Below are 26,626 nucleotides of genomic sequence, written 5' to 3' on the forward strand. Positions count from 1 at the left end.
TCACCATGAGGCCATTAATGCATTATTACTTAAAGCGACTCAACCTGAATGGTGTCAGGTCAAAGGCTGGCGCTTTGTCCTGCGCAAAATCTGCTGCGATTTCCCCCAGTACGGAGGTAAACTTAAAACCATGCCCGCTCAGACCGGTGATGATCAGGGTATTGTCATGCTCAGGTAGCGTATCAATGATAAAGTCTTCATCCGGCGAATTATCGTAAGTGCAGGATGCGCCGTGTAGACAACAGCCAATGCCTGGCAGAACTGTACGCAGGAATGGGAAAGCTTCGGAGCCATCGCTGGCCACAGCGGCAAACGGTTTGCGCTCTTCGGCAGCGTGAATTACCTGTCCGCCATTGTGCTTACCAATTTTCAGTTCGTCGTTTTCTGCCGGAAAACCGTAGTACTGATCGCCATTTGGCAACTCGCCGGTAAAGGCCGGGAAGTTATTTTTACCGCTATAGCGGCCATCGGCCTGATACCATGCGAACACTTTGCGCACTGGCTGTATCGGCAGTTCCGGTACTAATGCCTGCACCCATGTCCCGGCACTGACCAGGGCTTTTTTGGCGTGGTAGTCACCGTCGGCGGTTTCTACCGTGACGCCATCATCACTATGATGAATGGCCGTGACCGGGCATTTAAACAGCTGTGCGCAGCCCGCTTCTTCAGCCAGGCGGATCCAGGTTTTAATCGCTAACTCACTACGCAAAAAGCCCGACTCAGCTTCAAACAGACCAATATAATTTTCAGGTACACGAATCTCGGGCCAGCGAGCCATGATGGCGGCGGCATCAAGATGTTCGACGTTGAGTTGCCACTGTTTCGCGCTTTGCGCTGCGGTGGCTAAGAAGGTTGAATCAGCCGGACCTAGGTTGATCACACCGGAGCGAACAAAAATCGGTTCTTCATTTTGGGTCGAAAGTTCATTCCACAATGTCTGCGCACGCAGTACCAGCGGAACGTATTTTTCACCTTCGCCATATGCATGACGAATTAATCGTGTGTCGCCGTGGTGGCTCCCCTGTTGATGCGGTGGCATATGCGCATCGATCATCAGAACGTTCAGACCGGCGCGAGTGGCATAGTATCCGGCTGCGGCACCCACGGAACCGCTGCCAATAATGATTAAGTCGTATTTCATCCGCTTCTCTCTGCAATCGCGATAGTAGCAGGGTAAATAACTGACCCGGAATATTCAACCTGGAAATAAGAAAGGCACCGTTAAGGTGCCTTTTGATGGTTGGATGTATCAGATTTAATGGCGCTGATACTCATTTACCTGGTAATCGCCGGATTCAATTTTGGCGATTCCTGCTTCTAATATCGAAATAAATTGCCTGGCAACATCAGTGGTTAACCAGAGCGTTTGTCCAACTTCAGTCCCATCCGGGTCCGGTCGATTCGGGGTCTGGTAGTGCAAACGCAGCATCAGCGCATCGTAGCTATCAACGGTGCTGATGTCCCATCCTACAAGCGGATGAGTCTGAATGACTTCATTATTCTTTTCCATCATGCCCCCTAATTCGTGTTACTAGACAACGGTTTTCGAGGTTCAATGCATTTTTTTTCTGAAGCAACTTCAGTATATCAATAAATAAGGGTATTCATTGAAAATTTAAAGAGGGCTGCGCATAAATTTTTGGTTTTCAGCGTTATCTGACTAATAAAACAACATGTCATTCATTTTTTTTTAGCAAGTTGCACAATTATTTTGTTGTTCTGGTTAAAAGATGACCAGGAAATTAATATTAAATTAAATGCCGGCAAGGTTGAATCTGCATTTGTTTTAAAAACTGTGCGTATAAAAAAGCCGGGGCGACCCGGCAAACAAACATCACTGCATATCATTATTTATTCGTTGATAAACCAGTCATCCGCGCTTTCCCAGGTCTCCTGCAGGATCTCGCTGATGCGTTCTTTATCCTCTTTGGTCGCGCCAATTACCGACAGATTGTTAGCCCCGGCATAACGGACAGTAACGTTACCTTCGTTATCCGGAAAATGATGATGAATACGACGGGAGAGTTCACCTGCCAGTGCGTCAATCGCACCGGCAGGCAAAGGTGAAGTTTTGGCAATAGTGACTTCAATACGCATAATAGCCCCTTGTTGAATATACTGTTTATTTATACAGTTATTCAAATCAATTGGCTACACTTTTTTTAGCTTTTTACTGACCAGTGTACCGTTTCGCCACCCAGGAAAGGCACCAGTGTGTCATCTGCCAGCGCAATGCTCTCCGGGACATGGTGCTCCACGCGTTCAAGCTCAATAAAAGTCTCATTCACCGGCAGACCATAGAATTGCGGACCATTGAGTGAGCAGAAGGCTTCAAAATGGCTCAGCGCATTCATCTCTTCAAATACGGTGGCATAGCTGCCCAGCGCGGTCGGGGCGTTAAAACACCCGGCACAGCCGCAACTGGATTCTTTGCGATGACGCGCATGTGGCGCTGAGTCAGTACCAAGGAATGCACGGCTAAATCCGCTGGCGACCAGTTCACGCAGCGCCTGTTGGTGGACGTTACGTTTAAGGATTGGCAGACAATACAGGTGCGGGCGAATGCCGCCGACCAGCATGTGGTTGCGGTTAAACATTAAATGCTGTGGCGTAATAGTAGCGGCGAGAAGCTCGTTACCGTCGCGCACATATTCGGCAGCATCTTTAGTGGTGATATGTTCAAACACCACTTTCAGCGCAGTCAAACGCTGACGCAGCGGTTCCATCACTGTCTCAATAAAGCGTGCTTCGCGATCGAAAATATCGATATCCGCATGCGTCACTTCACCATGCACCAACAGCGGCATACCCAATTTTTCCATCCGTTCCAGCACCGGCATGATGGCGTCAATGGAGGTTACGCCATGCGTTGAGTTGGTGGTGGCATTAGCCGGGTAGAGTTTCGCGGCGGTGAACACGCCTTCGTTGAAACCACGCTCCAGCTCATTGGGATCCAGCGTATCCGTTAAGTAGCAGGTCATTAAAGGTGTGAAGTCGTGTCCGGCAGGTACCGCGTCAAGAATGCGTTGGCGATAAGCGATAGCTGCATCTACTGTGGTGACGGGCGGTGCCAGGTTCGGCATGACAATGGCGCGGCCGTAAATTTCACTGGTATAGGGCACGACAGTTTTTAACATGTCGCCATCGCGAAAGTGAAGATGCCAGTCGTCTGGGCGGCGGATCTTTAAAACCTGGGATGGTGCAGTCATCAATATGCTCCGGCTGAGGATTGTCTTTTTTGCCGGAAACAAAGGATAAGCGGAAACGTTTTCGTTTGCACGAAAAAAAAGGGCGCATCAGCGCCCTCTGGTATATTAGTCGGTGAAGGGGATAATGATTTCACCCGGTTTCACTTCTATACCTTTCGCCAGTTTTTTCGCCAGCGCTTCACCCTGGCTGCTGTCATCCTGCAGAATGTAGGCAGGTTGTTGGTTAAAGTAATTACGCAGCGATTGGTTTAAATACGGCATCAGCGTTTGCAGTACCGACTGCATTTTTTCTGGTGTCACGGTCGCGTCCACGACTTCCATCTCTTGCAAATAAATCGCGCCTTTCTCTTTATTGAAGACCGGTAAGGCTTTGAGCTTCAGCTTCATGGTGGCTTTCTGACTGCCAAACAGGGAATTCATGTCCAGGTTGGCATCACCCGTCAGAGTCACTTTATTAGGCTCTTCACGCCCTATCTGACTGGCGAGGTTGCTCAGCACGATGTGTGCCTCAGCGACGCCGGGTAAACCGATATCTTTAGAAAAGTTGTTATGCTTCGCCAGCGCCTGATTAATCTCTTGCTCGCTAACCGTATATTGCGTGAGTTGATTACAACCAACCAACAGGCCGCCGACAATCAGTGCAGCGGCAAAAAAAAGCTTTTTCATGGGGTTCCTCAACATGATGCTTGTGGCGTAATCGTGACACAAAGCATCATCGAGTACCAGCGCCCCGGGCACCAGCAGAAAAAACTGAAAAGTGCCCGAGCGTCGGATTAGCTATCAGGCATCGGGTTCCAGCATGCCGCGCGTTGGGCGTTTATGGCTGAATTGCCAGCCCAAAGCCAGGAAGGTGATGAAGCCGATAATACCGAGCATCATCCATGGCAATTCAGGCTGCGCCAGGGCTTTGCCCATATCAAACAGCCAGCCGCCGCCGACATAACCAATTGCGCCGCCGATGGCGAGGCCCAGTCGGCTGAAGCCCATGTAACTTCCTCGAGCCCGTGCATTGGCCAGCGAGGCGCTCAGGGTCTCACGCGCCGGTTCGGCGATGATCGAGCCAATATAGAAGGTGCAGATCAGCGTGAATAGCTGCTGTAGATTGCCGACCAGACCGATGGGCATCATGCTGAGAGACATTACCAGCAGACCGGCCATCAGGCGATGTTCAAGGCGAAAACGTTTTTCACTCCAGCGGGCAATCGGGTAGAGCAGCGTTAACGAGAGGCATGCTTCGATGGCATACATCCATTTCACCGCGGCAGGCGAGCCAGCGATGTCGTTCACCATGATTGGCAGCATTAACATCACCTGTACCGCCAGCATGTAATAACCCGCCAGCGTCAGAACATAGGTGACAAAACGTTTGTCATGCATCACGTGGCCCATCCCTTCACGCACCGGAATTTTCACCGTCGACAATTTCCATGCCGGGAGTAGCCAGGCGTTAAACGCCGCGCACAGAACAAACAAAATGGCTCCTGTCGCGCAGACCAGGCGAAAATCGTACTGTAACAGCCAACTGCCAAGTAACGCGCCAACCACGGCGCCTGCGCTATCCTGCATCATCAGGATAGAGAAAAAACGCCCGCGCTTTTCCGGGCGGATCAGTTTGACCACTAGCGCCGAGCGGGGAGGGTCGAACAGCGTGCCGCCCAATCCGGAGAGAAAACAGGAAAACCATAGCAGCCACGGCTCGTGGGCAATACCCATGGTGGCGAACCCGGCGGCGCGCATCAGCATACCGGTGACGATCATTGGTTTTGCGCCGAAACGGTCAGCAATAGCGCCGCCAAAAATACCCAGACCCTGCTGAATAAATTGACGCAATCCTAACGCGATCCCGACCATAACGGCAGCCCAGCCCATTTGGTCGACGAAGCGAATTGAGATCAGCGGGAAAACGACGAAGAAACCCAGCACGACCAGCATATTATCGATGAGAAGGAAGTATTTACCCAGGTTCCTTGCCTGCGAGACTTGCGACATTTCCCCTCCCGGGAAAAACTCGTCACTCTGGTTAGAGTTTAAAAGATAAGCACCTCCTATTCTGCGGTGTCGTCATCGCTTTTCCCACCCTTGGCGGGACAATATTTTTTTATCAAAAGTCCGTCTTGATAGAGAGTTTTCATCAAAATGTGTGAATAATTCAAAAAATGGCAATTTGCTCTTTTCAAAGGGCATATTTGCACAGGTATAGTATCGCGAATAGCGTATTGAAGACGTTACGGGAAGGAGTAGGTATAGAATGTTTGGCTATCGCAGTAACGTGCCAAAAGTGCGCTTAACCACGGACCGCCTGGTCGTGCGTTTGGTGCACGAGCGTGATGCCTGGCGTCTGGCAGATTATTACGCAGAAAATCGTCATTTCTTAAAACCCTGGGAACCTATTCGCGATGAAAGCCACTGTTATCCCTCCGGCTGGCAGGCGCGTCTGAGTATGATCTCTGAGTTTCATAAACAAGGCACCGCGTATTATTTTGCGCTGCTCGATCCGGAAGAAAAAGAGATTATCGGCGTCGCGAATTTCTCGAACGTAGTGCGGGGATCTTTCCACGCCTGTTATCTCGGCTATTCCATTGCGCAAAAGTGGCAGGGGCAGGGGCTGATGTACGAAGCCTTAACCTCGGCCATTCGTTATATGCAGCGCACGCAGCATATTCACCGCATTATGGCGAACTATATGCCACACAATAAACGTAGTGGTGACTTGCTGGCCCGACTGGGTTTTGAAAAAGAAGGGTATGCCAAAGATTACCTGCTGATTGACGGGCAGTGGCGCGATCACGTGCTGACGGCGTTGACCACATCAGAATGGACCCCTGGCCGCTAAGTTTCAGGTTAGCCTGAGTAATGGAGAAAACGATGAAATACGAATTAACCGCCACCGAAGCACGCGTGATTGGCTGTTTGTTAGAGAAACAGGTCACCACGCCGGAACAATACCCGCTTTCTGTCAATGGCGTCGTCACCGCCTGCAATCAAAAAACGAATCGTGAACCGGTGATGAATCTATCGGAATCGGAAGTGCAGGATCAGCTTGATAACCTGGTGAAGCGGCATTTTCTGCGTACGGTGAGCGGCTTTGGAAATCGCGTCACGAAATATGAGCAGCGTTTCTGCAACTCTGAATTTGGCAATCTGAAACTCAGTGCGGGCGAGGTGGCGCTGGTTACCACGCTGTTGCTGCGTGGCGCGCAAACGCCGGGCGAACTGCGAAGCCGTGCATCGCGAATGTACGAATTCAGCGATATGGCTGAAGTGGAGTCGACGCTGGAAAAACTGGCGACCCGTGAAGATGGTCCTTATGTGATCCGTCTGGCGCGCGAGCCGGGTAAACGTGAAAGTCGCTATATGCACCTGTTTTGCGGTGATGTTGATGAGCCCATCGCTGCGGCAGATGAACTCCCGGTTGCGTCTGGCGATCTGCAGGCGCGCGTTGAAGCCCTGGAAACAGAAGTCGCGGAACTTAAGCAGCGGCTGGATTCTTTGTTGGCGCACCTGGGAGACTAACGTGAATAAATTACGTATCGGCGTTGTCGGTCTGGGTGGCATTGCACAAAAAGCCTGGCTGCCCGTACTGGGCAGTTCCGCTGACTGGACGCTGCAAGGCGCGTTTTCGCCTTCGCAGGAAAAAGCGCTGCGTGTCTGTGAGACCTGGCGCATACCCTACGTTGACTCCCTGGTGAATCTGGCGAAAACCTGCGACGCGGTTTTCGTCCATTCCAGCACCGCGACGCACTTTGCGGTAGTCAGTGAACTCCTGAATGCCGGGGTCCATGTGTGTGTGGATAAACCGCTGGCGGAAAACCTGCGTGAGGCTGAACAACTGGTCGAGCTGGCCGCGCGGAAAAAACTGACGTTGATGGTCGGCTTTAACCGCCGATTTGCGCCACTGTATCAGGATCTTAAGGCGCATCTGGGCAATGCAGCGTCTGTACGTATGGATAAGCATCGTTCGGACAGCGTGGGACCGCATGACCTGCGTTTCACCCTGCTGGACGATTATCTGCACGTGGTCGATACCGCGCTGTGGCTGGCGGGCGGGAACGCGCAGTTAAATAGTGGCACTCTGCTGACTAATGACTCTGGCGCAATGCTTTATGCCGAGCACCATTTTTCTGTCGATCAGCTACAGATTACAACCAGCATGCATCGCCGGGCCGGTAGCCAGCGTGAGAGCGTTCAGGCGGTGACCGATGGGGGCCTGATTGACGTCACGGATATGCGGGAATGGCGGGAAGAACGCGGGCAAGGTGTTGTACACAAGCCGATAGCAGGCTGGCAAACGACCTTAGAACAGCGAGGTTTTGCCGGATGTGCGCGGCATTTCATTGAGTGTGTGCAAAATCAGACGGTTCCTCAGACGGCAGGCGAGCAGGCGCTACTGGCCCAGCGTGTTGTCGAAAAGCTATGGCGGGAGGCGATGGCTGAATAACCCCCTGTAACAACTGGCGGTAGTAATTCATTGTAATCCAGGTACTATATGCCAACTCAAAATAACACCTCTTTTCAACCATAGGCTGGCTTGTAGGCCTGATAAGACGCTGCGGCGTCGCCATCAGGCACAGTGACATAGTGACATTGCCGGATGGCGATGTTGGTTATACGGGGATTTGCCTCAGGGTCTGGAATACAACATAGATGAATTTATTAAAGTCGCTGGCAGCCGTCAGCTCGATGACGATGTTTTCACGTGTGCTGGGTTTTGCGCGTGATGCGATTGTCGCCAGAATCTTTGGCGCAGGGATGGCGACCGATGCCTTTTTTGTGGCCTTCAAACTTCCAAACCTGCTGCGCCGAATTTTTGCTGAAGGCGCATTTTCTCAGGCGTTTGTGCCTATTCTGGCTGAATACAAAAGTAAGCAGGGTGAAGATGCTACCCGCGTGTTTGTTGCCTATGTATCCGGGCTGCTGACGCTGGCGCTGGCCGTGGTGACGGTTGCCGGGATGCTGGCTGCGCCGTGGGTGATTTTAGTCACTGCACCTGGGTTTGCCGACACCGCTGACAAATTTGCGTTGACTACCCAACTGCTGCGGATCACCTTTCCTTATATCCTGCTGATTTCACTGGCCTCGCTGGTCGGCGCAATCCTTAACACCTGGAACCGCTTTTCTATTCCGGCGTTTGCGCCGACCTTTTTGAATATCAGCATGATCGGTTTTGCGCTGTTTGCCGCGCCTTATTTTAATCCTCCAGTGCTGGCGCTGGCGTGGGCCGTGACCGTCGGTGGCGTGCTGCAGCTGGTTTATCAACTGCCACATCTGAAGAAAATTGGCATGCTGGTGCTGCCCCGCGTGAACTTCCGCGATGCGGGGGCGATGCGCGTCGTCAAACAAATGGGGCCGGCGATACTCGGGGTATCCGTCAGCCAGATTTCACTGATCATCAATACCATATTCGCCTCGTTTCTGGCCTCCGGCTCGGTTTCATGGATGTACTATGCCGACCGTCTGATGGAGTTTCCGTCCGGTGTGCTTGGCGTGGCGCTGGGGACCATTCTGCTGCCATCGCTGTCCAAAAGCTTTTCCAGCGGGAATCATGATGAGTATTGTCGTCTGATGGACTGGGGGCTGCGTCTGTGTTTTCTGCTGGCATTACCCAGCGCCGTGGCGTTGGGCATTTTGGCTAAACCACTGACGGTTTCTCTGTTCCAGTACGGTAAATTTACCGCCTTTGATGCCGCCATGACCCAGCGCGCGCTGGTGGCATACTCGGTCGGTTTGATTGGTTTGATCGTGGTGAAAGTTCTGGCCCCTGGCTTTTACTCGCGCCAGGATATTAAAACGCCGGTGAAAATTGCGATAGTGACGCTGATTATGACTCAGGTGATGAACCTGGCGTTTATCGGGCCGCTGAAGCATGCCGGGCTGTCGCTGTCGATTGGTCTGGCGGCATGTCTGAACGCTTCACTGCTTTACTGGCAACTGCGTAAACAGAAAATCTTTACCCCGCAACCGGGCTGGGCCTGGTTCCTGGCGCGTCTGGTGATTTCCGTACTGGTGATGTCAGCGGTGCTGTTTGGGATGCTCAATATCATGCCGGACTGGTCGCAGGGAACGATGTTGTGGCGTTTACTGCGTCTGATGGCCGTCGTGGTGGCTGGGATTGCAGCTTACTTCGCCGCACTTGCTGTGCTGGGCTTTAAAGTGAAAGAGTTTGTGCGCCGGACGGCGTAACAGACATTGCCGGATGGCGGCGTTACGCCGTATCCGGCCTGCAGAACGCGCTGGCCTGAAAACTGTGAGCGATCAGGCTGGCATTAAATAGAGAATTTTTTCCCGCCGCGGTGCGCAGCAGAGGTTTGACCGTTTGCGCCATACAGCGCCGGTTCCTGGTGCGGTTTCAGCACTTGAATCGCTTGCTGATTACGCTCAATCTGCCCTTCCAGCAGCCAACCGTTGTGCTGGTTGAGGTCACGCAAATGCTGCGTTTTTTGGGTGATCGTCTGCCAGCGTTCAGCAATCTCATCGTTGGCGCTACGCGTGGCGTCATGCTCCAGACGGCGTTGCTGCTCCAGATAATCAAGGGTTGCCAGCAAAGAGCTTTTTTCTTCTGTAATACGCTGTAGCTGGCTACCGTTGATATATCCTGCGGAGAGCTGCTGCTGCTCAGCATCCATTACCGTTTTCAGGTCATTGAGGACGGTTGTCATCTGATCAAGTATTTCTGACAAACGAGTCATACTTTATTTACTCTGTAAGTAGCTCTGTGCCTCGCGAATAAGCGAGTCGGCAATTTTTCCGGTATCCATTTTCAACTCACCGTTACGGATCGCAGTTTTCAATGCTTCGACGCGTTCCATATTGATGTCATTGGTGCCGGGCTGCATCAGTTTGGCCTGGGCGTCGCTCAGCATGACGCTGGTGCTGTTTGTCGCGGTGGTTTTTTCCTTCCGCGCTTTTTGTACCGGCGCATCGCTGGTTTCACGTGGCTGAACGGTACTGACTGGCTTCAATGGTGAGGTACGATCAATGCTCATTTTGTTTATCCTCATCGAGGGGTTACGCTATAGCGGCCCGCTGTAATCATTGGTTGTTTATCTATCGGCACACGCTAAAAAATCTTTAACCTATTATAGGTTAATAAGAATATTCCCATCAGAATCGACGATGCCGCTCACCACCTGGCCTGAAATCATCCGCACTCGCGCATTCTGTGCGACGGCGGCATTGTTCAGTGCTTTACCTTCGGCATTCACCCGAAAACCATCGCCGTTGGCGATAACCAGTACGCGTTGACCGGCTTTGATCCGCCAGGCCTGGCGCAACATTGAAAGCTGTATCGGCTGACCTGGAACCAGATCGCGTAGACTCACCGCGTCCTGCACCTGATTCAAATCTAACACGGCGCGCGGCGGCAGTTGGTCCAGCCGACCTCGCTTTAACGTCACGCTGGCCGAGGTTAGCGCGCTGCCCCGAGCGACGGGCGCAGCGGCAACCACATAGTTTCCCGTGGCCTGGACATTCACCTGCAGATAACGTTTCTCGTTGGCGCAGCGGGCCAGCACGTTCACATTGCCCCACAGTTTCGCGTTGCCTGACACGCTGAATGCGGGTTGTTCGCAACTGGGCAGCAGATTAGGCGACGTACGGATAGAGACGACCACCTCATCGCTAAATCCGGCCAGACGTTGGGAAAACCATGCCGTTAGCTGTGAATTCAGGTCTTGCGCCAGCGTCATAGGGCTGAACAGCAGTGCTGCCACAACTATTCCACGTTTAAACGTTTGCATCAAAACCTCGCGCTTTTTCAGGTAGTGACAGGATTTTACCTGTGTGACGCAGTCATCAACGCAACAAATAGCGACGCATTTTGCGTTTATTCCGGCGATAACGCGCGCGTAATGGGATTTAAGCTGTCGGCTGAATTTTGTCATTTGCGGAGGAGATATGCTCGATAAGCTCGACGCCGCCTTACGTTTTCAACAGGAAGCGCTGAATTTGCGCGCCCAGCGCCAGGAAATATTGGCCGCCAACATTGCCAATGCCGACACGCCGGGGTATCAGGCGCGCGACCTGGATTTCGCCAGTGAATTGAAAAAAGTCATGGTGCGTGGACGGGAACAAACCGGCGGCGTCTCGTTGACGCTGACCTCTGCACAACATATTCCGGCCCAAACCGCTTCTGCTCCCGCTACGGAATTGCTCTATCGCATTCCTGACCAGCCGTCTCTGGATGGCAATACGGTGGATATGGACCGGGAGCGTACGCAATTTGCAGACAACAGTCTCAAATATCAAATGGGGCTGACCGCGCTGGGTGGACAAATCAAAGGCATGATGAATGTGCTGCAAGGAGGGAACTAATTCGTGGCGCTGTTAAATATTTTTGATATCGCAGGCTCTGCGCTGACGGCGCAGTCTAAGCGCCTGAACGTGGCGGCCAGCAACATGGCGAATGCGGATAGCGTTACCGGACCCGACGGTCAGCCGTATCGCGCCAAGCAGGTTGTTTTTCAGGTTGATGCCGCGCCAGGTGCAGCTACAGGCGGCGTAAAAGTGGCTGACGTTATTGAAAGCCAGGCGCCGGATAAGCTGGTCTATGAGCCGGGTAACCCGCTGGCCGATGCGAACGGCTACGTAAAAATGCCGAATGTGGACGTCGTCGGCGAGATGGTTAACACCATGTCAGCCTCGCGTAGCTACCAGGCAAACGTCGAAGTGCTCAACACCGTGAAAAGCTTGATGCTCAAAACGCTTACGTTAGGCCAGTAAAGGAGACGCACATGTCTGTTGCTGTAACCATGAATGACCCGAGCAATGCAGGCGTTAAAGCCGCTACCGGGAATAGCTCCCTGACGGGCAGCAATGCTGCTGACCTGCAAAGCAGTTTTCTGACGCTGCTGGTCGCACAGTTGAAAAACCAGGACCCAACCAATCCGCTGCAAAACAACGAACTGACCACCCAACTGGCGCAAATCAGTACCGTAAGTGGGATTGAGAAACTGAACACCACGCTGGGGTCTATTTCCGGGCAGATCGATAACAGTCAGTCGCTGCAGGCCAGTACGCTGATTGGTCACGGCGTAATGATCCCCGGCACCACCATCCTGACCGGTAAAGGTACGGAAGAGGGTGCGAAAACGACCACGACGCCGTTTGGCGTTGAGCTGCAACAGCCGGCAGATAAGGTCACCGCAACGATTACCGATAAAGACGGCAAAGTGATACGCACTATTGATATCGGCGGCTTGAAAGCCGGTGTTCATACCTTTACCTGGGACGGCACCATGACCGATGGCACGGATGCGCCAGGCGGTTCTTATAACGTCTCAATTGCTGCCAGCAATGGCGGAACGCAACTGGTGGCGCAGCCGCTTCAGTTTGCGCTGGTGCAGGGTGTTATTCGCAGTAACGGCGGTAATACGCTGGACCTGGGCACCTATGGAACCACCACCCTCGACGAAGTACGGCAAATAATCTAAGCCCACACACTTATCAGGAGTAAGTCATGGCCTTTTCTCAAGCGGTCAGCGGTCTGAACGCTGCAGCGACCAACCTCGATGTCATTGGTAATAACATCGCCAACTCCGCTACCTACGGTTTTAAATCTGGTACGGCTTCTTTTGCCGATATGTTCGCCGGTTCTAAAGTGGGACTGGGGGTTAAAGTTGCGGGTATTACCCAGGATTTTACCGATGGTACTACCACCAACACCGGACGCGGACTGGATGTGGCTATCAGCCAGAACGGATTTTTCCGCATGGTAGACAGCAATGGCTCTGTATTCTACAGCCGTAACGGTCAGTTCAAACTCGATGAAAACCGCAATATCGTCAACATGCAGGGGCTGCAACTGACAGGTTATCCTGCTAGCGGTACACCGCCGACAATACAGCAAGGTGCTAACCCGGCACCGATCACTATTCCGAATACGCTGATGGCGGCGAAAACCACGACTACAGCGTCAATGCAGATCAACCTGAATTCCACTGACAAGGTGCCAACCAAAACTCCGTTTAGTCCAAGCGACGCGGACTCCTACAACAAAAAAGGCACCGTTACCGTTTTCGATAGCCAGGGTAACGCCCATGACATGAATATTTTTTATGTCAAAACAGGCCCTAACAAATGGGATGTCTACACCCAGGACGCCAGCGTTACGGGTTCAGTTGCCAGCAAGAATGCGGTGATGAACTTTAGTGCTAACGGTACGCTGACATCTGTGAATAATTATGTTGCAGGGACGGTGCCAGTCGATCCAGCAAAGCCGGATGGACCAAAAATCCCCGTTGAAGGTCCAGCTAATGCCCAACCGCAAATTCAGATCTCCACCGGTACGATCAATGGCGCAGTTCCTGCGAACTTCTCCTTGAGCTTCCTGAACTCCATGCAGCAGAACACTGGCGCCAACAACATCGTCGCCACGAATCAGAACGGCTACAAGCCGGGCGATCTGGTCAGCTATCAGATTAACAATGACGGTACCGTGGTCGGTAATTACTCCAACGAACAGCAACAGGTACTGGGGCAGATCGTGCTGGCAAACTTTGCCAACAACGAAGGGCTGGCGTCTCAGGGCGACAACGTCTGGGCTGCTACACAGGCTTCTGGCGTGGCGCTGCTGGGTACCGCAGGCGAAGGTAACTTCGGCAAACTGACCAACGGTGCGCTGGAAGCATCAAACGTGGATTTGAGTAAAGAACTGGTGAATATGATCGTCGCTCAGCGTAACTATCAGTCGAACGCGCAGACCATCAAAACCCAGGATCAGATCCTCAACACGCTGGTCAACCTGCGCTAAGCGCCTGACGGGATGGCTTAATGGATCACGCAATTTATACCGCTATGGGCGCGGCCAGTCAGACGCTGAATCAACAGGCGGTGACGGCCAGCAACCTGGCAAACGCCTCCACGCCAGGGTTTCGTGCGCAGCTCAATGCGCTGCGTGCGGTTCCTGTAGAAGGATTGTCTTTACCGACGCGTACGCTGGTAGTGGCCTCCACGCCAGGGGCCGACATGACGCCGGGCCAGATGGACTATACCTCCCGCCCGCTGGACGTGGCGCTGCAACAAGATGGCTGGTTGGCTGTGCAAACCGCGGACGGTAGCGAAGGGTATACCCGTAATGGTGCCATTCAGGTAAGTCCTACGGGTGAACTGACTATTCAGGGGCATCCGGTAATCGGTGAAGCCGGGCCGATAGCCGTACCGGAAGGTTCCGAAGTCACCATTGCGGCTGACGGGACGATCTCGGCGCTTAACCCTGGCGATCCGGCCAATACGGTTGCGCCTGTTGGGCGTTTGAAACTGGTCAAGGCGACGGGGAATGAAGTGCAACGTGGTGATGACGGTATGTTTCGTCTGACCCAGGCCGCGCAGGCTACCCGTGGTGCGACGTTACAGGCCGACCCCAGCATTCGCGTTATGTCGGGCGTGCTGGAAGGCAGTAACGTTAAGCCGGTTGCCGCGATGAGCGACATGATCGCCAACGCTCGCCGTTTCGAAATGCAAATGAAGATTATCAGTAGCGTGGATGATAACGCGGGCCGCGCTAACCAACTGCTGTCGATGAGTTAACACAGGACATTTTATGATCAGTTCATTATGGATCGCCAAAACCGGCCTGGATGCGCAGCAAACCAACATGGATGTGATTGCCAACAACCTGGCAAACGTCAGCACCAACGGATTTAAGCGCCAACGTGCGGTGTTTGAAGATCTGTTGTATCAGACGATTCGCCAGCCTGGCGCCCAGTCTTCTGAACAAACCACACTGCCTTCCGGTTTGCAGATTGGTACCGGTGTGCGTCCGGTGGCAACCGAGCGTTTACACAGCCAGGGTAACCTGTCGCAAACCAATAACAGTAAAGATGTGGCGATTAAGGGGCAGGGCTTTTTCCAGGTCATGCTGCCTGATGGTACGTCCGCCTATACCCGTGACGGTTCTTTCCAGGTGGATCAGAACGGTCAACTGGTGACCGCGGGTGGTTTTCAGGTTCAGCCGGCCATCACCATCCCGGCTAACGCGCTCAGCATCACCATTGGACGTGACGGCATTGTCAGCGTGACCCAACAGGGCCAGGCTGCGCCTGTTCAGGTCGGGCAGCTTAACCTGACCACCTTTATGAACGACACCGGCCTGGAAAGTATTGGTGAGAATCTGTACACCGAAACGCAGTCATCCGGCGCGCCGAATGAGAGCACGCCGGGGCTGAACGGCGCGGGTCTGCTGTACCAGGGGTATGTTGAAACCTCTAACGTCAACGTGGCGGAAGAGCTGGTAAACATGATCCAGGTTCAGCGCGCTTACGAAATCAACAGTAAAGCGGTATCGACTACCGATCAGATGCTGCAAAAACTGACGCAACTCTAAAGTGGGGCCCGGTGAGGTGAGAGCCTCACCGGCACACGGATTTTGAAGATGACCGCAATGCGAAAATACGCGCTTCACCCATACCCAATTTTAGCCCTGCTGGTGGTTTCACTGACAGGGTGCGCCTGGATCCCAGCCACGCCACTCGTGCAGGGCGCGACGTCTGCTCAACCCGTTCCAGGCCCGACACCGGTGGCGAATGGCTCAATCTTCCAGTCGGCGCAGCCGATTAACTACGGTTATCAGCCGCTCTTCGAAGACCGCCGTCCGCGCAATATTGGCGATACGCTGACCATCGTATTGCAGGAAAACGTCAGCGCGAGCAAAAGTTCCTCGGCAAACGCCAGCCGCGACGGCAAGACCAACTTTGGTTTTGATACCGTACCGCGCTACCTGCAAGGGCTGTTTGGTAACGAACGTGCCGACGTAGAAGCCTCCGGCGGCAACACCTTTAACGGTAAAGGCGGCGCGAACGCCAGCAATACCTTCAGCGGTACGTTGACCGTAACGGTCGATCAGGTCCTGGTGAATGGCAATTTACATGTCGTGGGTGAAAAACAGATCGCCATTAATCAGGGCACTGAGTTTATTCGCTTCTCCGGAGTCGTTAACCCGCGCACCATCAGTGGCAGCAACTCCGTACCGTCAACTCAGGTTGCGGATGCGCGTATTGAGTACGTCGGCAACGGCTACATCAATGAAGCGCAAAATATGGGCTGGTTGCAGCGTTTCTTCCTTAACTTGTCGCCGATGTAAGCGAGGTACCCGGTGTTTAAATCTCTTGTTGGAATGGTACTGGTACTGGCAACCGCCTTTGCGCATGCCGACCGTATTCGTGACCTGACCAGCGTGCAGGGCGTGCGGGAAAACTCGTTGATAGGTTACGGGCTGGTGGTCGGGCTGGATGGTACTGGTGACCAGACCACACAGACGCCGTTTACGACGCAGACGCTCAATAACATGCTGTCGCAGTTGGGGATCACCGTACCAACCGGCACCAATATGCAGTTGAAAAACGTGGCGGCGGTGATGGTCACCGCACAGTTCCCAGCCTTTGGACGCCAGGGGCAAACCATTGACGTGGTGGTCTCTTCCATGGGTAACGCCAAAAGTCTGCGCGGCGGAACGCTGCTGATGACCCCGCTGAAAGGGGTCGATAGCCAGGTATATGCCTTGGCGCAGGGGAATATTCTGGTTGGCGGTGCGGGCGCGGCTGCGGGTGGCAGTAGCGTGCAGGTTAACCAGCTTAATGGTGGACGCATTACCAACGGCGCGACCATCGAGCGTGAGTTGCCCAGCCAGTTCGGCGGTGGCAACACCATTAATCTGCAGCTCAATAATGAAGATTTTACTATGGCGCAGCAGATCACCGACACAATCAACCGCTCGCGTGGCTTTGGTAGCGCAACGGCGCTGGATGCCCGGACTATACAAGTGCGTGTGCCAAGCGGCAACAGTTCGCAGGTACGTTTCCTTGCCGACATCCAGAATATGGAGGTGAACGTCACGCCGCAGGACGCGAAAGTCATTATCAACTCGCGTACGGGATCTGTGGTCATGAACCGTGAAGTCACGCTGGATAGCTGTGCCGTGGCGCAGGGTAACTTGTCGATTACGGTAAACCGCCAGGCAAACGTCAGCCAGCCGGATACGCCGTTTGGCGGCGGACAGACCGTGGTGACGCCACAAACGCAGATCGATCTGCGCCAGAGCGGCGGCTCGCTGCAAAGCGTACGTTCCAGCGCCAATCTGAACAACGTCGTGCGCGCGTTGAATGCGCTCGGGGCGACGCCGATGGATCTGATGTCCATTCTGCAATCGATGCAGAGCGCGGGTTGCTTACGCGCCAAACTGGAAATCATCTGATGATTGGTGACAGCAAACTGCTGACCAGCGCCGCCTGGGATGCGCAAGCACTGAACGAACTGAAAGCGAAAGCGGGTCAGGATCCGGCGGCGAATATTCGCCCCGTGGCCCGTCAGGTTGAAGGGATGTTCGTGCAGATGATGCTGAAAAGCATGCGTGAAGCGTTGCCGAAAGATGGGATGTTTAGCAGCGATTCAACGCGTTTGTATACCAGCATGTATGACCAACAAATTGCGCAGCAGATGACCGCAGGTAAAGGTCTGGGACTGGCTGAAATGATGGTTAAGCAGATGACGCAAGGGCAAGCGCAACCTGCTGATGATGCGCCACAGGTGCCGATGAAGTTCCCGCTGGAAACGGTGACCAGCTATCAAAACCAGGCGCTGACGCAACTGGTGCGCAAAGCCATCCCCAGGGCGACGGAAAGTAATGATGAGCCGCTGTCGGGCGACAGTAAAGACTTCCTCGCCCAGCTGTCGCTGCCGGCAAAACTGGCGAGTCAGCAAAGCGGCGTTCCGCATCATCTGATTCTGGCGCAGGCGGCGCTGGAGTCCGGTTGGGGCCAGCGGCAAATTCGCCGGGAAAACGGCGAACCGAGTTTCAACATTTTTGGCGTGAAAGCTTCGGGAAGCTGGAAGGGACCAACGACCGAAATCACCACCACCGAATATGAAAACGGCGAAGCGAAAAAGGTGAAAGCCAAATTCCGCGTCTATAGCTCTTACCTTGAGGCGCTGTCGGATTATGTCGGGCTGATTTCCCGTAACCCGCGCTATGCGGCGGTGACCGCCGCTGCAACCGCTGAGCAGGGCGCGCAGGCCCTGCAAAGTGCTGGCTACGCAACCGATCCTAACTATGCGCGGAAATTAACCAGCATGATCCAGCAGTTGAAATCGATGAGTGAAAAGGTGAGCAAAACCTACAGCACGAACATCGATAATCTCTTTTAAATAGCTCAAGTCTACCGATCTGCTGCCGATAATAACGAGTATTGAAGGATTACAAGGAACCTCCATGTCCAGCTTGATTAATAACGCGATGAGTGGACTCAGCGCAGCGCAGGCCGCGTTGAACACTGCCAGTAATAACATCTCCAGCTATAACGTCGCCGGATATACACGGCAAACGACAATTATGGCGCAAGCGAACAGCACGCTGGGTGCGGGGGGCTGGGTAGGCAATGGCGTCTATGTTTCTGGCGTACAGCGCGAGTATGACTCGTTTATCACCAATCAGCTGCGGGCAGCGCAAAACCAGAGCAGCGGTCTGACGACGCGTTATGAGCAAATGTCGAAAATCGACAACCTGCTGTCCAGCAAAACCAGTTCGATTTCAACCTCAATGCAGGATTTTTTTACCAGTCTGCAAACTCTGGTCAGTAATGCTGAAGACCCGGCGGCACGCCAGGCGCTGATTGGTAAAGCTGATGGTTTGGTGAATCAGTTTAAAACGACCGATCAGTATCTACGCGATCAGGATAAGCAGGTTAATACCGCTATCAAAGCCAGCGTCGATCAGATCAACAACTACGCGAAACAAATCGCCAGCCTTAACGACCAGATTTCTCGTATGACTGGTGTCGGGGCTGGCGCATCCCCTAATGATTTGCTCGATCAGCGCGACCAACTGGTCAGTGAACTGAACCAGATTGTCGGCGTGGAAGTCAGCGTTCAGGACGGCGGCACTTACAACGTAACCATGGCGAATGGTTATTCACTGGTACAGGGCAGCAATGCGCGCCAACTGGCGGCAGTGCCCTCCAGTGACGATCCTTCGCGTACCACCGTTGCGTATGTAGATGGTGTTGCCGGAGCGGTTGAGATCCCTGAGAAATTGCTGAATACCGGTTCATTGGGTGGACTGCTCACCTTCCGTTCGCAGGAGCTGGATCAAACGCGTAACACGCTGGGCCAACTGGCGCTGGCATTTGCCGATGCGTTTAACACCCAGCATAAAGCAGGTTTTGATGCCAACGGCGATAAGGGCGAGAATTTCTTCGATATCGGCAGCCCGGTTGTGCTCAGCAACACGAAGAATAAAGGGACAGGTTCGCTTGATGTCAAAATGACGGACAGCTCTGCCGTGCAGGCAACAGATTATAAAATTGTGTTTGATGGCAAAGACTGGCAGGTGACTCGACTTGCCGACAACACCAGTTTTAAAGCCACCGTCACCGGTGGGAAGATGTCTTTTGACGGGATGGAGATCACCGTTAATGCTGGTGCGAAAGCGAATGACAGTTTCACCGTGAAACCGGTGAGCGACGCCATTATAGAAATGAAAGTCAAGGTGACAGACGAGTCGAAAATCGCCATGGCGTCAGAGAAAAATACGGATCCTGCTGCGGATACAGGTGCAAGCGATAACCGTAACGGTCAGAAACTGCTGGATCTGCAAACCAAAGAAACTGTTGGTAATAAAACCTTTAACGACGCTTACGCCACCCTGGTGAGCGACGTGGGCAACAAAACGGCGACGCTGAAGACCAGCAGTACCACGCAAAACAATGTGGTCAAGCAACTTTATAACCAGCAGCAGTCGATTTCCGGGGTAAACCTCGACGAAGAGTACGGTAATTTGCAGCGTTATCAGCAGTATTACCTGGCCAATGCACAGGTATTGCAAACTGCGAATGCGCTGTTTGATGCATTGATTAATATTCGCTAAGGGAGAGGGACACAATGCGTATCAGCACCCAGATGATGTACCAGCAGAATATGCGTGGCATCACTAACTCTCAGGCTGAATGGATGAAGTTCGGCGAGCAGATGTCGACTGGTAAACGTGTGATCAGCCCGTCTGACGATCCGATTGCTGCCTCGCAGGCCGTCGTGCTTTCTCAGGCTCAGGCGCAGAACAGCCAGTATACGCTGGCGCGTACATTCGCGACGCAGAAAGTCTCGCTGGAAGAGAACGTACTGAGCCAGGTAACAACGGCTATTCAGGCTGCGCAGGAGAAAATTGTTTATGCCGGGAATGGTACATTAAGTGATGATGACCGTGCATCGTTGGCCACTGATTTACAGGGGATCCGCGATCAACTGATGAACCTGGCGAACAGCACCGATGGCAATGGTCGCTATATTTTTGGCGGCTACAAAACAGAATCCGCGCCGTTTGCGCAGGCTGATGGTTCCTACAGTGGCGGTACCACAAATGTGACCCAGCAGGTTGATGCTTCCCGTACCATGGTCATTGGTCACACGGGCGACAAAATCTTCGCCAACCTGACCAGCAACGCCGTACCGGAACCACCGGGTAGCACTCAGGAAAAGAACCTGTTCAAAATGCTGGATAGCGCGATTGCAGAGCTAAAAATTCCTATTGCGGGTGATGATGTGGCAAAGGAGAAAGCCGCAGCAGCTATCGATAAAACCAATCGTGGCCTGAAAAACTCACTGAATAACGTGCTTTCCGTTCGCGCAGAATTAGGTACTCAGCTTAGTGAACTAAGCTCGCTGGATTCATTGGGAGCCGATCGTGCGTTAGGGCAAACCCAACAGATGAGCAACCTGGTGGATGTCGACTGGAATGCGGCGATTTCGTCCTACGTCATGCAGCAGGCCGCACTTCAGGCGTCTTATAAAGCATTTACCGATATGCAGGGAATGTCGTTGTTCCAGCTTAATCGGTAATAACCCTTTTTGAACATATCTTGAAACTGGGTATGTTTGTCTGCCCGCTCCCTTAACACCCCGGAGCGGGCATTTTTTTAGGCTACCGTTGTTTTACTAAGCGCCAGATTTCCCGTCAGTCTTATCACCAGCGCCAGCGCACCACTGATGGTTGCCAGCGTCACCACACCTTCCCAGTTTGCCAGCGCATAGACCTGACTCCCGAGAACCGAACCCAGCGCCATACCAATGAACACCATAGTAAACAGCAGCGCATTCAGACGACCCCGGGCCTGAGGCTCCAGGCTATAGACCAGGTTCTGGTGGGCAACGAGGCTGGATTGCAATCCGAGATCAAAACCAACCGCCGAAAGAGCAATCAGCAGCCACTGCCCCTGTACTGGCAGGGCGGGTAACAAGAACATCAGTGCGAAAGAGACGGTTACCAGCAAAGCACCTAACTGCGTCACTTTTGCTGCGCCCACTTTGTCGGCAAGATGACCCGCCAGCGGTGCCGCAAGCGCACCGGCGGCTCCCGCGATACCAAATGCGCCCGCCATAGCGCTACCCATGTGGTAATGTTCAGCTAACATCACCGCCAGCGTGGACCAGAAAGCGCTAAAGGCTATGGACAGAAAGCCCTGTGCCAGCGCCGCGCGGCGCAATGCGGGATACCGTTGCCAGAGCTGCGCCATAGAGAGCATCAATGATGGGTAGCTCAGCGTGGAATGGGCCGTAAAACGAGGCAGCACCTTCCACATAATGACGGTAATAATGGCAATACTGGCGGCGGCAAGTTGGTACATCTCACGCCAGCCAAACGCTTCACCCACCAGTCCGCTGACGGTACGCGAGAGTAAAATCCCCAACAGCAGGCCTGTCATCACCGTGCCCACCGTTTTTCCTTGTTTGCCTTCCGGCGCCAGAATAGCCGCCGCGGGAACGATATCCTGCGCCATCGTTGCCGCCATGCCCATCAACAGGCTCACTATTAGCAGTGAATGCAACTGCCCGGTAAAACTGCATGCCAGAAGCAGTACGGCAAGAGAGATACTTTTCAGCAGGATTAATGTCCGGCGGTCATAACGATCCCCTAATGGCAATAAAAACAAAATACCCAGCGCGTATCCCGCCTGGGTCAGCGTTGGAACCAGTCCCATGCCGGTGATACTTAAGTTCAGATCCTGACCCATTAAAGGCAGAAGGGGCTGGGCATAGTAGATAGCAGCGACACTGAATCCGGCACCTGATGCCAGAACGAAAATGACCCAACGAGAAAGTGCGGTGTGTGTGTTCACAAATGATTCCTCAATCACAGGATGTGCGGCTATTTTTATCCTTCTGCGGGTGGTGCGGTAGCGAGCGCAGTGGTAAAACAGTTATACGCTGGGCGTATGAAGAAACTGATAATGATAAAAACTGAACGTATAGATAGGGTGGAGCTGATGCGCACGTTTGTGCGTATCGTGGAAGCAGGATCGCTTTCCGCAGCGGCAAAACAGATGGGAACAACGCAAGCGACCGTAAGCCGACGGTTACAATCCCTGGAAACTCTGCTTGGAGTGAAACTGATCATGCGTACCACGCATGCGATGAAATTAACCGACGATGGAGAGCGTGGTTACCAGCACGCCAAAAATATCATCGATGCCTGGCTGGCGCTGGAAGATGGACTTAATGTCACGGAAGATGAACCGGTGGGGACGTTGCGCGTACGAGCGCCGCATGCGTTTGGACAGCAACAGCTCCTTGAGCCGCTTTTGCAGTTTCTTTCGCGCTATCCACAGTTATCGGTGGAGTGGATGCTTAACGACAAAACCGTTGATTTTCTCAGCGATAATATTGATTGCGCGATTCGGGTTGGCGCGGAAGTCGATCCGGCCACGGTTTCAGTTTTACTGGCTGAAGTTCCCCGTAGCATGGTGGCGAGTCCTGTATTGCTGGAGCAGTATGGTGAAATTTCGCACCCTGAGCAATTATCCGTGCTGCCGTGGATTGCAGTAAACACGTTTTTTCAGCATAGCGTTTCGTTGCTACACCAGGCGCGCAATGAACCTGTCACGCTGACTATTTCACCCAGATTAAGTACTGACAGTATTTATGTGGCAAGAAATGCCGCGCTGGCCGGGCTGGGAGTGACGATTGTTTCAAGCTGGATGGTTGAAGAAGATATCGCCAACGGACGTTTAGTTATGCTGCTACCCGAGTGGCGGGCAGCCTCGTTGCCGGTGCATCTGGTTTATCCCTGGGCGCGTTACTATCCGACACGGTTGCGCAAATTTTTAGCGTTAATGAAGGATGTTATGCCGCAATTAACCGGGATGAAACGCGTAGAGCCGATATAAAAAAGCCGACCCTAAGGTCGGCTTTGAGGTTGATTATGGCTTATTCAACCGGCTGCGGGCGTGTTGCTGGCGCAGTGGCCTGATGCGTGGCGCTGTGTCCACCCGCAGCGCCTTTACCTTCAAAGGTGAACGCCGGGCGCTGCCAGTCGCTATGACGCGGCGCTTCTGGCACATATTCCGGCGCCGGAGCGCGGGTCATCGGCGCAGTCGCATGGCTGTGAAGGTGCTCGGCGTCAACGCTTGTTGCGACCACTTCAGCCTTAACGACCTCAGCTTCTGCAACCGGCGCGGCAACAACTTCCTGCGGCGCAGCGACTTCTTCCACAGTCGGCGCTACTTCCGCAACTTCTTCAACCACCTCCGGCTGGGAGACGACGATTTCCACAGGCTCTTCAACCGTGACTTCAGCTACAGGTTCAGCTTCAGCGGCGATTTCTTCAGCTACAGGCGCGTCAGATTCAGCGATAATTTGCGGTTGTTCTTCAACCGGGGTCGCAATGACTTCCGGATGCGTGGTTTCAACAACGGCAATCTGAGGTTCCGCTACAACTTCCTCTGGCTGCACGGCTTCAACCTGCGCAGGAGTGTCCACAATGTGCTCAACGGCAGCCGCAGCAACCTGAGGCTCTACCGCGACAGAAGCAGTTTGCTCCTGGCGAATTTCCTGCTCGCGTTGGTCTTCAACCTGCTGCTCCTGCGGACGAGCAATAGGGTAGCTGATCCATACTTTACCGGACGCTAATTCAGGAGAAGCACAGGCGACGGTTAGCGGCATTGGAGACTGAACCGGATAACGCTCGTCACGATAACGACGACGACGCTGTCCACTTACGCGCAGATGGCGAGGGGAACGGCGGGAACGACGCGGCATACCGTTGGAGTCACGCGCTTCGCTATTGTCTTCCTGCTCAGGTGCAACAACGGCTGGCAGATCAACTTTCGCCAGTTCGGTACGCGGAGCCGGTACGGGCTGCTCAACGGGTTGAGCGACAACGACCTCAGTTGCCACCGCGGCAGTTGCCACTTCGGCTTCAACCGCCGCGCTGTCCGTGTAACGAACTTTTTGGTTCAACTGACGCTGTTTACGACGAGTCTGAGGCTGACGTACGCGCTCTTCCTGCTCGGTATCCTGCGCTGGCTGTTCAGCCAGGTTCAGCTCTTTAACTTCCTGCTGCGCCTGACGCTTGTCATCGTTGCGGCGGCGGTTGCGCTCACGACGTGGAGTCTGCTGCTCATCACCTGATTTCACTTTGTCAGCGACATCACTGGACTGCTGGCGATTATCGCGTGCTTCCGCATTTTGCTGCTGGGCCTGACGACGGTTACGGCGATTATCATCGCGGTTTTCGCCGTTTTCTGCACGTTCGTTACGGTTATCACGATCGCCACGGCTATCGCGGTTATCACGACGATCGTTACGATCGCGGCGATTATTTTGACGCGGTTTACGGCGGTCCTGCTGACGTTCCGTCTTCTCTTCAGCTTTCGGTGCGGGTTGTTCAACCGGCTTCGCTTCTTCGTTACCGCCGAAGATAGACTTCAGTGCGCTGAAGAAACGGCTAATCAAACCTGGCTGAGAGGTTGTTGCTACGGTGGCGGCAGCTTTAGGCGCGGCGGCTTTCGCTGCGGGCTCTTGCACGGTTGGTGCTGGCGGCACGTCTGGCATAGCAAAGGTCGCGAGTGCCGGTTGCTCTGGCTGCTTACGCTCGACATACTCTTGTTCTGACGGCAGCTCCATTGCTTCCTCGTGCAATTTCGGCAGCAAGTAGCTCAGGGTTGGCGTTTCTTCGCCTTTGCGGACGCGCAGCACGGAATAGTGCGGGGTTTCCATCTGATCGTTTGGCACGATCACACAACGCACGCCATTCTGACGCGTTTCTATAGCGTTGACCGCAGTACGCTTTTCGTTGAGCAGATAAGAGGCAATCGGCACAGGAACGATCGCGTGAACTTCCTGGGTATTCTCTTTCAGTGCTTCTTCTTCGATCAGACGCAGAATAGACAGCGACAGCGATTCGTTATCACGCACGGTACCGGTGCCGGAGCAGCGCGGGCAGACGTGATGGCTGGATTCACCCAGCGACGGGCTCAGACGCTGACGGGACATTTCCAGCAGGCCGAAACGAGAAATATGGCTGATCTGAATACGCGCTCGGTCCTGACGCACGGCCTCACGCAGACGGTTTTCCACCGCACGCTGGTGGCGAACCGGTGTCATATCGATAAAGTCGATAACAATCAGGCCGCCGAGGTCGCGCAGACGCAGCTGACGAGCAATTTCATCGGCGGCTTCCAGGTTGGTGTTGAATGCGGTTTCTTCGATGTCGCCGCCGCGCGTAGCACGTGCGGAGTTGATATCGATAGCGGTAAGGGCTTCAGTGCTGTCGATGACGATGGAGCCGCCGGAAGGCAGACGCACTTCGCGCTGGAACGCAGACTCAATTTGAGATTCAATTTGGTAGTGGCTGAACAGCGGGATTTCACCGGTGTACAGTTTGATTTTGCTGCTGAAATCAGGACGGCCCAGCGCGGCGATGTGCTGACGCGCCATCTCCATGACTTTCGGGTTATCGATGAGAATTTCGCCGATATCCTGACGTAAATAGTCACGGAATGCGCGAACGATAACGTTGCTTTCCTGGTGGATCAGGAATGGAGCAGGGCGGCTGTCAGCGGCTTTTTGGATGGCTTCCCAGTGTTTCAGGCGGAAGCTCAGGTCCCACTGCAGCGCTTCGGCGGATTTGCCGACGCCTGCGGTACGCACGATAAGCCCCATGCCATCAGGCAATTCCAGGCTTGCCAGCGCTTCTTTTAATTCGGTACGATCGTCGCCTTCAATACGACGGGAGATGCCGCCCGCGCGCGGGTTGTTCGGCATCAGAACCAGATAACTACCCGCCAGGCTGATAAAGGTGGTCAGCGCAGCGCCTTTATTGCCGCGTTCTTCTTTATCGATCTGAACGATGACTTCCTGACCTTCACGCAACACATCTTTAATGTTGGGACGACCATGGGAGTTGTAGTTAGCGGGGAAGTATTCGCGGGCAATTTCTTTTAACGGAAGGAAACCGTGACGTTCAGCGCCGTAATCAACAAAAGCAGCTTCCAGACTCGGTTCAATACGGGTAATTTTACCTTTATAGATGTTGGCTTTTTTCTGTTCGTGTCCAGGACTTTCGATATCCAGATCGTACAGACGTTGCCCATCTACAAGGGCGACACGCAACTCTTCCTGCTGAGTCGCGTTAATTAACATTCTTTTCATCGTAACTT

At 53.6% G+C, this 26,626-nt stretch carries 27 protein-coding genes; 16 read left to right on the forward strand and 11 right to left on the reverse strand.

What is annotated here, in order from left to right; translation table 11 throughout:
• Positions 1-25: 25 nt before the first annotated feature.
• From solA to mdtH, 6 genes are all read right to left on the reverse strand, one after another.
• Positions 26-1,141, reverse strand: coding sequence for an N-methyl-L-tryptophan oxidase (gene solA, locus FHD02_RS10000; RefSeq protein ID WP_220393844.1), 1,116 nt, complete (start codon positions 1,139-1,141; stop codon positions 26-28).
• A 114-nt stretch (positions 1,142-1,255) separates the two neighbouring features.
• A complete protein-coding gene (gene bssS / locus FHD02_RS10005; RefSeq protein ID WP_003036154.1) occupies positions 1,256-1,510 on the reverse strand; it encodes a biofilm formation regulator BssS in 255 nt (84 codons plus the stop codon).
• 341 nt (positions 1,511-1,851) lie between these two features.
• Positions 1,852-2,097 (reverse strand): DNA damage-inducible protein I, encoded by a 246-nt coding sequence (gene dinI / locus FHD02_RS10010; RefSeq protein ID WP_006685106.1) that lies wholly within the window; start codon positions 2,095-2,097, stop codon positions 1,852-1,854.
• Positions 2,098-2,162: 65 nt separating this feature from the next.
• On the reverse strand, positions 2,163-3,209 hold the full coding sequence (pyrC, locus tag FHD02_RS10015) for a dihydroorotase (RefSeq protein WP_042309218.1): 1,047 nt from the start codon (positions 3,207-3,209) through the stop codon (positions 2,163-2,165).
• Between the two features lie 105 nt (positions 3,210-3,314).
• On the reverse strand, positions 3,315-3,875 hold the full coding sequence (locus FHD02_RS10020; RefSeq protein ID WP_079224678.1) for a lipoprotein: 561 nt from the start codon (positions 3,873-3,875) through the stop codon (positions 3,315-3,317).
• A 114-nt stretch (positions 3,876-3,989) separates the two neighbouring features.
• The gene (mdtH, locus tag FHD02_RS10025) at positions 3,990-5,198 is read right to left on the reverse strand and encodes a multidrug efflux MFS transporter MdtH (RefSeq protein ID WP_038639676.1); all 1,209 of its coding nucleotides are present in this window, start codon (positions 5,196-5,198) and stop codon (positions 3,990-3,992) included.
• A 259-nt stretch (positions 5,199-5,457) separates the two neighbouring features.
• On the opposite strand from mdtH, the gene rimJ reads away from it, so the two are divergent.
• The 4 genes from rimJ (at position 5,458) to murJ (ending at position 9,389) form a co-directional block, all read left to right on the forward strand.
• The gene (gene rimJ, locus FHD02_RS10030) at positions 5,458-6,042 is read left to right on the forward strand and encodes a ribosomal protein S5-alanine N-acetyltransferase (RefSeq protein ID WP_006685101.1); all 585 of its coding nucleotides are present in this window, start codon (positions 5,458-5,460) and stop codon (positions 6,040-6,042) included.
• A gap of 32 nt (positions 6,043-6,074) precedes the next feature.
• Positions 6,075-6,722, forward strand: coding sequence for a YceH family protein (locus FHD02_RS10035; RefSeq protein ID WP_042309211.1), 648 nt, complete (start codon positions 6,075-6,077; stop codon positions 6,720-6,722).
• 1 nt (position 6,723) lies between these two features.
• Positions 6,724-7,647, forward strand: coding sequence for a Gfo/Idh/MocA family protein (locus FHD02_RS10040; protein ID WP_137365654.1), 924 nt, complete (start codon positions 6,724-6,726; stop codon positions 7,645-7,647).
• Between the two features lie 206 nt (positions 7,648-7,853).
• The gene (gene murJ, locus FHD02_RS10045) at positions 7,854-9,389 is read left to right on the forward strand and encodes a murein biosynthesis integral membrane protein MurJ (RefSeq protein ID WP_061381775.1); all 1,536 of its coding nucleotides are present in this window, start codon (positions 7,854-7,856) and stop codon (positions 9,387-9,389) included.
• Between the two features lie 83 nt (positions 9,390-9,472).
• Here murJ and flgN read toward each other — a convergent pair whose 3' ends face one another.
• The 3 genes from flgN to flgA form a co-directional block, all read right to left on the reverse strand.
• Entirely contained in the window at positions 9,473-9,895 is a 423-nt protein-coding gene (gene flgN / locus FHD02_RS10050) for a flagella biosynthesis chaperone FlgN (protein ID WP_069323314.1), read from the reverse strand.
• Positions 9,896-9,898: 3 nt separating this feature from the next.
• Complete coding sequence (gene flgM, locus FHD02_RS10055; RefSeq protein WP_042309206.1) at positions 9,899-10,192, reverse strand: flagellar biosynthesis anti-sigma factor FlgM; 294 nt, start codon at positions 10,190-10,192, stop codon at positions 9,899-9,901.
• A gap of 93 nt (positions 10,193-10,285) precedes the next feature.
• Positions 10,286-10,945, reverse strand: coding sequence for a flagellar basal body P-ring formation chaperone FlgA (gene flgA, locus FHD02_RS10060; protein WP_137361019.1), 660 nt, complete (start codon positions 10,943-10,945; stop codon positions 10,286-10,288).
• 157 nt (positions 10,946-11,102) lie between these two features.
• On the opposite strand from flgA, the gene flgB reads away from it, so the two are divergent.
• The 11 genes from flgB (at position 11,103) to flgL (ending at position 21,029) form a co-directional block, all read left to right on the forward strand.
• Positions 11,103-11,519, forward strand: coding sequence for a flagellar basal body rod protein FlgB (flgB, locus tag FHD02_RS10065; RefSeq protein WP_038639692.1), 417 nt, complete (start codon positions 11,103-11,105; stop codon positions 11,517-11,519).
• Between the two features lie 3 nt (positions 11,520-11,522).
• Complete coding sequence (gene flgC / locus FHD02_RS10070; protein ID WP_006685091.1) at positions 11,523-11,927, forward strand: flagellar basal body rod protein FlgC; 405 nt, start codon at positions 11,523-11,525, stop codon at positions 11,925-11,927.
• 11 nt (positions 11,928-11,938) lie between these two features.
• Positions 11,939-12,637 (forward strand): flagellar hook assembly protein FlgD, encoded by a 699-nt coding sequence (flgD, locus tag FHD02_RS10075; protein ID WP_137370535.1) that lies wholly within the window; start codon positions 11,939-11,941, stop codon positions 12,635-12,637.
• Positions 12,638-12,663: 26 nt separating this feature from the next.
• A complete protein-coding gene (gene flgE / locus FHD02_RS10080; RefSeq protein ID WP_137361021.1) occupies positions 12,664-13,956 on the forward strand; it encodes a flagellar hook protein FlgE in 1,293 nt (430 codons plus the stop codon).
• A 20-nt stretch (positions 13,957-13,976) separates the two neighbouring features.
• Positions 13,977-14,732: a flagellar basal body rod protein FlgF gene (locus tag FHD02_RS10085; protein ID WP_038639704.1), complete on the forward strand. Its 756-nt coding sequence runs from the start codon at positions 13,977-13,979 to the stop codon at positions 14,730-14,732.
• A gap of 13 nt (positions 14,733-14,745) precedes the next feature.
• Positions 14,746-15,528: a flagellar basal-body rod protein FlgG gene (flgG, locus tag FHD02_RS10090; protein ID WP_006685087.1), complete on the forward strand. Its 783-nt coding sequence runs from the start codon at positions 14,746-14,748 to the stop codon at positions 15,526-15,528.
• Positions 15,529-15,585: 57 nt separating this feature from the next.
• Entirely contained in the window at positions 15,586-16,284 is a 699-nt protein-coding gene (gene flgH / locus FHD02_RS10095) for a flagellar basal body L-ring protein FlgH (protein WP_016152630.1), read from the forward strand.
• Between the two features lie 33 nt (positions 16,285-16,317).
• Positions 16,318-17,394 carry a flagellar basal body P-ring protein FlgI gene (locus FHD02_RS10100; protein ID WP_087857787.1) on the forward strand — a complete coding sequence of 359 codons (1,077 nt, stop codon included), beginning with the start codon at positions 16,318-16,320 and terminating at the stop codon, positions 17,392-17,394.
• On the forward strand, positions 17,394-18,344 hold the full coding sequence (gene flgJ / locus FHD02_RS10105) for a flagellar assembly peptidoglycan hydrolase FlgJ (RefSeq protein WP_137361022.1): 951 nt from the start codon (positions 17,394-17,396) through the stop codon (positions 18,342-18,344). The genes FHD02_RS10100 and flgJ overlap by 1 nt, the downstream gene beginning before the upstream one ends.
• Before the next feature lie 64 nt (positions 18,345-18,408).
• Positions 18,409-20,061 carry a flagellar hook-associated protein FlgK gene (flgK, locus tag FHD02_RS10110; RefSeq protein ID WP_137361023.1) on the forward strand — a complete coding sequence of 551 codons (1,653 nt, stop codon included), beginning with the start codon at positions 18,409-18,411 and terminating at the stop codon, positions 20,059-20,061.
• 14 nt (positions 20,062-20,075) lie between these two features.
• Positions 20,076-21,029 carry a flagellar hook-associated protein FlgL gene (gene flgL / locus FHD02_RS10115; protein ID WP_042309196.1) on the forward strand — a complete coding sequence of 318 codons (954 nt, stop codon included), beginning with the start codon at positions 20,076-20,078 and terminating at the stop codon, positions 21,027-21,029.
• Between the two features lie 77 nt (positions 21,030-21,106).
• On the opposite strand, the gene FHD02_RS10120 is transcribed toward flgL, so the two are convergent.
• Positions 21,107-22,306 carry an MFS transporter gene (locus FHD02_RS10120; protein WP_137361025.1) on the reverse strand — a complete coding sequence of 400 codons (1,200 nt, stop codon included), beginning with the start codon at positions 22,304-22,306 and terminating at the stop codon, positions 21,107-21,109.
• 21 nt (positions 22,307-22,327) lie between these two features.
• On the opposite strand from FHD02_RS10120, the gene FHD02_RS10125 reads away from it, so the two are divergent.
• Complete coding sequence (locus FHD02_RS10125; RefSeq protein ID WP_137361026.1) at positions 22,328-23,353, forward strand: LysR family transcriptional regulator; 1,026 nt, start codon at positions 22,328-22,330, stop codon at positions 23,351-23,353.
• A 40-nt stretch (positions 23,354-23,393) separates the two neighbouring features.
• On the opposite strand, the gene rne is transcribed toward FHD02_RS10125, so the two are convergent.
• A complete protein-coding gene (rne, locus tag FHD02_RS10130; RefSeq protein ID WP_220393845.1) occupies positions 23,394-26,618 on the reverse strand; it encodes a ribonuclease E in 3,225 nt (1,074 codons plus the stop codon).
• Between the last annotated feature and the right edge of the window lie 8 nt (positions 26,619-26,626).

Source organism: Citrobacter sp. EC_71 (assembly GCF_019584005.1).
Lineage (GTDB): Bacteria > Pseudomonadota > Gammaproteobacteria > Enterobacterales > Enterobacteriaceae > Citrobacter > Citrobacter werkmanii.